Consider the following 7,876-nt stretch of genomic DNA (forward strand, 5'->3'; position numbering starts at 1 on the left):
GCCTGGGGTGTCTTCAAAAGCGGCCGGGACTTCGATCCGGCCATGCTGAAGGTGGGTCAAGCCTGCTTCCAGCAGGCTTGACCACGAACATAGGATCTCGACTCTACAAAGAACGAGACTTACGCCGCCGCTGCCTGCTCGCGGCGCGGGCCTTCACGCAGCGCGCGGCCGACCATCCCCACCAGCAGGTCCAGCTCTTCGCTGTCCATGCCGAAGTGCGGAGTGAAGCGCAGCGAGTTCTCGCCACCGTGAATCACGTTGATGCCGTGCTGGCGCAGCCATTCCTCGGTGGAGTTGGCGCCGTAGCACTTGAATTGCGGCGCCAGTTCGCAGGAGAACAGCAGGCCGGTGCCCTGCACCTTGGTGATCAGTCCGCCCAGCTCGTTCTTCAGCTGTTCAAGCTTGCGCACGGCCTCGGCACCACGCTCGGCGATGTTGGCGCGCACCTGCGGGGTCAGCTGGGCCAGGGTGGCGCAGGCCACGTCCAGTGCACGCGGGTTGCTGGTCATCGTGTTGCCATAGATGCCCTTGCGGTACAGCTGCGCGGCATGCTCGGTCACCGCCAGCACCGACAGCGGGTACTGCGCGGCGTTGAGTGCCTTGGAGTAGGTCTCCATGTCCGGCGGGTCCAGGCCTTCGAAGCCCGGGTAATCGACCACCGAGAGCACGCCATGCGCACGCAGGCCGGCCTGGATCGAGTCGAGCAGCAGCAGGCTGCCATGGGCACGGGTCAGTTCGCGGGCGACGGCATAGAACGACGGCGGCACCGAGCGGCCCGGGTCGCCTTCGCCCATCACCGGTTCCAGGAACACCGCCTCGATGAACCACTGGTTGCGCGTGGCATCCTCGAACACCTTGCGCAGGCCGGCTTCGTCGTAAGGCGCCACGGTGATCACCGAATCCTCGCCACGGTAGCTGGCCAGGTGCTGCATGTAGCTCTTGCGGCTGGAATCCGAATAGAGGGCAGGGCGGTCGGTGCGGCCATGGAAGCTGCCCTTGACCACCACGCGCTTGATCGCAGCACCGGCGTGGCGTGCGCCCGGGTCGGTCTGCAGCTTGGCGTTGACGTCGGCGATGCGCGCGGCCAGGCCGACCGCCTCGGAACCGGAATTCAGGCACATGAAACGGGCGAACGGGCAGCCGCCACGGCGGTGGCCGATCTCGGCGCGCAGGGCGGTGATGAAGCGCTGCTGCGACAGGCTGGGGGTCATGATGTTGGCCATCACCTGCGGGCGGGCCATCGCCTCCAGCACGGCATCCGGGGTGTGTCCGAAGCCGAGCATGCCGTAGCCGCCGGCGTCGTACAGCACGGCGCCCTTCAGGGTGACCACCCACGGGCCGCGCGCAGCCAGTGCCACGTATGGGGTCACCGCGTCATCGGCATAGAAATTGACGAAACCGTCCTGCATCGCGTCGATCTGCGCCTGTTCGTCCTGCGCCAGCAGCGGCCCCAGGTCGGCCTGCACGCGCGCGAATTCCTCGGCGGCGGCGTCCACCGCGGCGATCAGCTGCGGGTGGTTGGCGGACAGGGCGGTCAGGGTGGCGTCGTCCAGGCCGGAGGTGAGGCGGGTGCCGGGCTGGTTGCGCAGGGGGGCGAGGCGTTCGATGAAGCTCATTGCAGATCTCCTGAAACAATGGGTCGCACGGGTCTTCAAAAGCAAAACGCGCGTCATCACGCGCGCTTGGGGCAGGCTCGTGCAGCGGACTTCCGACTCGATGCTAGCACTTGTTTTTTTGCGCGATAACCCCGCAGAAACCTGCTGCATAGCAGCATTTTGCGCGACGTTCGCCGCGAAGCACGCCGGCTCGCAGACGCTGGACGTACAATGCGCGCCATTGTCGACCTGTTGCCGCCCACTGCCTTGAAGAAGTCCGATTTCAACTACGACCTGCCGGCTGAACTGATCGCGCAGGCGCCCCTGGCCGAACGTTCCGCAAGCCGCCTGCTGCTGGTGCCTCCGGCGCCCGATGCCTTCACCGACCTGCAGGTGCGCGACCTGCCGTCGCTGCTGCAGCCGGGCGACCTGCTGGTGTTCAACGACACCCGGGTGATCCCGGCGCGCCTGTTCGGGCAGAAGGCCAGTGGCGGCCGCGTGGAGATCCTGATCGAGCGCCTGCTGGGTGGCCAGCAGGCCCGCGCGCAGGTGGGCGCCAGCAAGTCGCCCAAGGCCGGCAGCCGCATCGCGCTGGATGCCGGTGGCGAAGCCGAGGTGCTGGGTCGCGATGGCGAGTTCTACGTGCTGCAGTTCCATGTGCCGGAATCGCTGGAACAGTGGCTGTTGCATGCCGGCCGCCTGCCGCTGCCGCCCTATATCCAGCGCGAGCCGGGTGTGGATGACCGCGAGCGCTACCAGACCGTGTTCGCGCGTGAAGTGGGCGCGGTGGCCGCGCCGACCGCCGGCCTGCATTTCGACGAACCGCTGCTGGCCGCATTGAAGGACAAGGGCGTGGACTTCGGCCACGTCACCCTGCACGTGGGTGCGGGCACCTTCCAGCCGGTGCGTGCCGATGACCTGAAGGACCACGTGATGCACCGCGAGTGGCTGAATGTCGGTGCCGAGCTGGTGCAGCAGGTGCGGCGCACGCGTGCCGCCGGCGGCCGGGTGATCGGCGTCGGCACCACCGTGGTGCGCGCGCTGGAAAGCGCGATGCGCGATGGTGAGCTGCTGCCGTTCGCCGGCGAGACGCAGATCTTCATCACCCCGGGCTACCGCATCCGCAGCGTCGACGCGATGGTGACCAATTTCCACCTGCCGGAAAGCACGTTGCTGATGATGATTTCCGCGTTTGCCGGCAAGCAGCGCGTATTCGAGGCCTACCAGCACGCGATCGAGCAGCGCTACCGCTTCTTCAGCTACGGCGACGCGATGCTGCTGTTCCCGCAGGCGGGGTAGGGCGCTGACCTCTGCCTGCTTGTGGTGGGTGCGCACCGTTGGTGCGCACTTGCCGGTGCCTGGAGGCCAGGAAAGCCACGCATGGCGTGGCTCTACTGCCGTGCCGTTCAGGCCTGAATGGGCGGTCGACCCGGTTTTGGGAGACAATGGGCGACTATTTGCCCGAATGACCGCTCCATGTCCCGATTGCAGTTTCAGCTCAAGACCCGCGACGGCCGTGCCCGCCGTGGCCGCCTGACCTTCCCGCGTGGCACGGTGGAAACGCCGGCCTTCATGCCGGTGGGGACCTATGGCTCGGTCAAGGGCATCCTGCCGGACCAGGTGCGTGCGCTGGGCGCCGAGATCATCCTCGGCAATACCTTCCACCTGTACCTGCGGCCGGGCCTGGACATCATCGCCGACCACGGCGGCCTGCACGGCTTCTGCCGCTGGGATGGCCCGATCCTGACCGACTCCGGCGGCTTCCAGGTGTTCTCGCTGGCCCATCGCCGCAAGATCACCGAACAGGGCGTGACCTTCGCTTCGCCCACCGACGGTGCCCGCGTGTTCCTGGGCCCGGAAGAGAGCATGAAGATCCAGAAGGTGCTCGATTCGGACGTGGTGATGATCTTCGACGAGTGCACCCCGTACCCGGCCACCGAGGATGTCGCCCGCCGTTCGATGGAGCTGAGCCTGCGCTGGGCCCAGCGCAGCCGCAACGCGCATGACGAGCTGGGCAACGACGCGGCCCTGTTCGGCATCGTCCAGGGCGGCGTGCACACCGACCTGCGCAGCCGCTCGGCCGATGCCCTGCAGGCGATCGGTTTCGACGGCTATGCCATCGGCGGCCTGGCCGTGGGCGAGCCCGAAGACGAGCGCAACGCCATGCTCGACCACCTGGACCCGGAACTGCCCGCCGACCGCCCGCGCTACCTGATGGGCGTGGGCCGGCCGGAGGACCTGGTCGAGGGTGTCGCACGTGGCGTGGACATGTTCGACTGCGTGATGCCCACCCGCAACGCGCGCAACGGCCACTATTTCACCTCGTTCGGCACCGTTCGCATCCGTAATTCCCAGTACGCGCGCGACATGGACCCGATCGAGCCGGGCTGCGGCTGCGTGGCCTGCACCGGCGGCTATACCCGGTCCTACCTGCGCCACCTGGACCGCTGCAACGAGATGCTGGCGCCGATGCTGGGCACCCTGCACAACCTGTTCTATTACGAAAAGCTCATGGCCGACATCCGCGCGGCGATCGAGGCGGGAACCTTCCTGGCCTTCCGTGAGTCTTTCTACGCGGCACGCGGGGCGGTCGCGCCGCCCCTGTAACCCGAACACCCCCTGCCAAACGGCCCAAGGACGAATGCCCGGGGCCGTGGCATACTTCAAGGCTGACCCAGATCCGCGGTCGACACCTCGTGCCCGTGAAAGGGCCGAAGCGCCGCCCAACCAAAGGACCAACGATGAACCTGCTTGCCTTCCTGATTCCCGCCGCCCACGCCCAGGCCGCCGGCGGCCAACCGCAGGGCATGGGCCTGACCACGCTGCTGTTCCCGGTCATCCTGATCGCCATCATGTACTTCCTGATGATCCGCCCGCAGATGAAGCGGCAGAAGGAACACAAGTCCATGCTGGAGAAGATCAAGCGTGGTGACGAAGTGCTGACCAATGGCGGCATCGCCGGCAAGGTCACCGACATCGGCGACAACTTCATCACCATCGAAGTGGCCGAGAACGTGCGCATCCGCGTGCAGAAGGGCGCTGTTGGCAGCGTGCTGCCGACCGGCACCCTGGATTCGGCCAAGTAAGCCACTCCCTTTCCGATGCACAACCGCGGCGCCGGGGATGGCGCCGCGCGGGACCCAAGCAATGCTCGAATTTCCACGCTGGAAGTACGTCGTCATCCTGATCGTACTGGCGCTCAGCGCGCTGTACGCGCTGCCCAACATCTACCAGAAGGACCCGGCCCTCCAGATCACCGCCAACCGTGGCGGCCAGATCGACGATGCGCTGCGTGACCGTGTGCTGGCCGACCTGAAGACGGCCGGTGTCACCACCATCGGTGTCGAGAAGGAAGGGGAAAGCCTGATCGTCCGCCTGTCGGACCTGAAGGCGCAGTCCGCTGCCAGCGACGCCCTGCGTGACACGGTCGGCGAAAAGTACACCGTGGCCCTGAACCTGGCCTCGACCGTGCCGGACTGGCTGGCCAACCTCGGCGGTCGTCCGATGGTGCTGGGCCTGGACCTTCAGGGTGGCGTGCACTTCGTGCTTCAGGTCGACCAGAAGGCCGCCCTCGACAAGCGCCTGGACGCCTACACCGAAGACGTGCGCAGCACCCTGCGCGACGCCCGCATCCCGTACCAGTCGGTGGAACGCCGCGCTGACAACAGCATCGTGGCGAACCTGAGCCCGTCCGCCGGTGACGACGCCGCGCAGCGTGCCCGCACCGCCCTGGTGAAGGCGCAGCCGACCCTCGGCTACGACGTCAGCGGCAATCGCATCACGGTGACCGTGCCGGAAACCGAAATCACCCAGATTGCCAACGGCGCCATCGAGCAGAACATCAACACCCTGCGCAACCGCGTGAACCAGCTCGGTGTGGCCGAGCCGATCATCCAGCGCCAGGGTGCCGACCGCGTGGTGGTGCAGCTGCCGGGCGTGCAGGACACCGCCGAAGCAAAGCGCATGATCGGCGCCACCGCTACCCTCGAGTACCGCGCGGTGGTTGACGGCAATGCACAGGACGCCATCAACTCCGGGCGCATTCCGCCGGAAGCGAAGGTCTACCAGCGTCGTGATGGCGGTGGTCCGGTCCTGCTGAACAAGCGCGTGATCGTCACCGGTGACCAGATGGTCGGCGCGCAGGCGGTGACCGATTCGAACAGCGGCTCTCCGGCGGTCAGCGTGACGCTGAACAATGTCGGCGGCCAGCGCATGTTCGACTTCACCAGCGCCAACGTGAACAAGCCGATGGCGGTGGTCTACACCGAGCGCGTGCCGACCGTGACCGTCGTCGACGGCCAGGAAGTGCGTGGCTTCAAGGTCAACGAGGAAGTGATCTCGGTGGCCAACATCAACGGCGTGTTCGGCAAGAACTTCCAGACCACCGGCCTGCAGAAGAAGGAAGCCGAGGACCTGGCCAAGCTGCTGAAGTCCGGCTCGCTGGCCGCGCCGATGGACTTCGTCGAAGAGCGCGTGGTGGGCCCGAGCCTGGGTGCCGAGAACGTCAAGAACGGTATGCGCGCGGTGGTGTTCGCATTCCTGTTCACCCTGGTGTTCTTCAGCGTCTACTACCGCATGTTCGGCGTGATCACCTCGATCGCGATGCTGTTCAACCTGCTGATCGTGGTGGCGGTGATGTCGCTGTTCGGCGCGACCATGACCCTGCCGGGCTTCGCCGGTCTGGCGTTGTCGGTCGGCCTGTCGGTGGACGCCAACGTGCTGATCAACGAGCGTATCCGTGAAGAGCTGCGTGCCGGCGTGCCGGGCAAGACCGCGATCGTGACCGGTTACGAGCGTGCTTCCGGCACCATCCTCGACGCCAACCTGACCGGCCTGATCGTCGGTGTGGCGCTGTTCGCATTCGGTACCGGTCCGCTGAAGGGCTTCGCGCTGACCATGATCATCGGTATTTTCGCCTCCATGTTCACCGCGATCACCGTGTCGCGTGCGCTGGCGACGCTGATCTACGGCCGCCGCAAGAAGCTCCAGAACGTGGCCATCTGACGGGACGACACGCACATGAAACTGTTTCCGCTGCACATCCTCCCGAACGACACCAAGATCGACTTCATGCGCTGGCGCCATGTCGCGATGGTTGTCACGGTCATCGTGTTCCTGGCCTCGGTTGCCATCATCGGCTTCAAGGGCTTCAACTACGCCCTGGACTTCACCGGCGGCACGCTGATCGAAGCCCGCTTCGACAAGGCGGTGGACGTCGAGCAGGTCCGTACCAGGCTCGAGGAAAGTGGCTTCGACGGTGCCCAGGTGCAGAGCGTCGGTGGCAACACCGATCTGCTGATCCGCCTGGCCCCGCACGGTGAGCACGCTGCCGGTACCGGCGACGCCGCGCACGAGGACAAGGCCACCGCCGCCGCCGTGGTGAAGGCGCTGTCCACCGCCGACAACCAGGCTACCGTCCTCCGCAACGAGTTCGTGGGCCCGCAGATCGGCAAGGACCTGGCGATGAATGGCCTGTACGCCACCATCTTCATGCTGGCCGGCTTCCTGATCTACATCGCGGTGCGCTTCGAATGGAAGTTCGCGGTCACCGCCAGCATCGTGGCGATGTTCGATCTGATCGTGACGGTCGCTTACGTGTCCCTGCTGGGCCGTGAGTTCGACCTGACCGTGCTGGCCGGCCTGCTGTCGGTGATGGGCTTTGCGATCAACGATCTGATCGTGGTCTTCGACCGCGTCCGCGAGAACTTCCGCAGCCTGCGCGTGGACTCGATGGAAGTGCTGAACCGTTCGATCAACCAGACGCTGTCGCGTACGGTGATCACCGCGGTGATGTTCTTCCTGTCGGCGCTGGCGCTGTACATGTACGGCGGCAGCTCGATGGAAGGCCTGGCCGAGACGCACATGATCGGTGCGGTGATCGTGGTGTTGTCCTCGATCCTGGTGGCGGTGCCGATGCTGACGATCGGTTTCCTGCGCGTCAGCAAGCAGGACCTGCTGCCGAAGGCGAAGGACATCGAGGCCCTGGCCCGTCGCCCGTAAGCACCCGCTGCAGGCAACACACAGAGAACCCCGCGCAAGCGGGGTTTTTTGTTGGCAGGGCTGGTACGCGTCATCGCATGCGCGCTGTCGCTCCCACGCTTCGCTGCGCGAACCGTGGGCCCCACTTACCAGCTCCCAGACCCCCGCCGCTTCGCGGCCGCCCCCTGACTCAGGGGGCTCTGCCCCAGACCGGTTCCGCGCGGCTGTTGGTAGGTGTCGACCTTGGTCGACACATCTGTCAGATATTGAATGAGTTCATCCATGTCGACCAAGGTCGACAC

Annotated in this window: 6 protein-coding genes; 5 read left to right on the forward strand and 1 reads right to left on the reverse strand. The window is 66.0% G+C overall.

The window, feature by feature from the left end:
* Nucleotides 1-119: 119 nt before the first annotated feature.
* Complete coding sequence (locus tag ABE423_RS20095) at nucleotides 120-1,616, reverse strand: aminotransferase class III-fold pyridoxal phosphate-dependent enzyme (RefSeq protein ID WP_107432449.1); 1,497 nt, start codon at nucleotides 1,614-1,616, stop codon at nucleotides 120-122.
* A gap of 210 nt (nucleotides 1,617-1,826) precedes the next feature.
* On the opposite strand from ABE423_RS20095, the gene queA reads away from it, so the two are divergent.
* The 5 genes from queA to secF all read left to right on the forward strand — a co-directional run bounded on the left by queA (nucleotide 1,827) and on the right by secF (nucleotide 7,595).
* Nucleotides 1,827-2,894 carry a tRNA preQ1(34) S-adenosylmethionine ribosyltransferase-isomerase QueA gene (queA, locus tag ABE423_RS20100; RefSeq protein ID WP_032128303.1) on the forward strand — a complete coding sequence of 356 codons (1,068 nt, stop codon included), beginning with the start codon at nucleotides 1,827-1,829 and terminating at the stop codon, nucleotides 2,892-2,894.
* A gap of 177 nt (nucleotides 2,895-3,071) precedes the next feature.
* On the forward strand, nucleotides 3,072-4,202 hold the full coding sequence (tgt, locus tag ABE423_RS20105; RefSeq protein ID WP_125895585.1) for a tRNA guanosine(34) transglycosylase Tgt: 1,131 nt from the start codon (nucleotides 3,072-3,074) through the stop codon (nucleotides 4,200-4,202).
* A 134-nt stretch (nucleotides 4,203-4,336) separates the two neighbouring features.
* A complete protein-coding gene (yajC, locus tag ABE423_RS20110) occupies nucleotides 4,337-4,681 on the forward strand; it encodes a preprotein translocase subunit YajC (protein ID WP_046430173.1) in 345 nt (114 codons plus the stop codon).
* A gap of 61 nt (nucleotides 4,682-4,742) precedes the next feature.
* Nucleotides 4,743-6,599: a protein translocase subunit SecD gene (gene secD, locus ABE423_RS20115; protein ID WP_125895586.1), complete on the forward strand. Its 1,857-nt coding sequence runs from the start codon at nucleotides 4,743-4,745 to the stop codon at nucleotides 6,597-6,599.
* A gap of 15 nt (nucleotides 6,600-6,614) precedes the next feature.
* On the forward strand, nucleotides 6,615-7,595 hold the full coding sequence (secF, locus tag ABE423_RS20120) for a protein translocase subunit SecF (RefSeq protein ID WP_125895587.1): 981 nt from the start codon (nucleotides 6,615-6,617) through the stop codon (nucleotides 7,593-7,595).
* The last annotated feature ends 281 nt before the right edge of the window (nucleotides 7,596-7,876 follow it).

The organism is Stenotrophomonas sp. TWI1409 (assembly GCF_039673015.1).
Lineage (GTDB): Bacteria > Pseudomonadota > Gammaproteobacteria > Xanthomonadales > Xanthomonadaceae > Stenotrophomonas > Stenotrophomonas maltophilia_A.

Coding starts and splice junctions, on each gene's coding strand:
- secD (WP_125895586.1), top strand. CDS start 4,743: ATGCTCGAATTTCCACGCTGGAAGTACGTCGTCATCCTGATCGTACTG.
- queA (WP_032128303.1), top strand. CDS start 1,827: ATGCGCGCCATTGTCGACCTGTTGCCGCCCACTGCCTTGAAGAAGTCC.
- tgt (WP_125895585.1), top strand. CDS start 3,072: ATGTCCCGATTGCAGTTTCAGCTCAAGACCCGCGACGGCCGTGCCCGC.
- yajC (WP_046430173.1), top strand. CDS start 4,337: ATGAACCTGCTTGCCTTCCTGATTCCCGCCGCCCACGCCCAGGCCGCC.
- ABE423_RS20095 (WP_107432449.1), bottom strand. CDS start 1,616: ATGAGCTTCATCGAACGCCTCGCCCCCCTGCGCAACCAGCCCGGCACC.
- secF (WP_125895587.1), top strand. CDS start 6,615: ATGAAACTGTTTCCGCTGCACATCCTCCCGAACGACACCAAGATCGAC.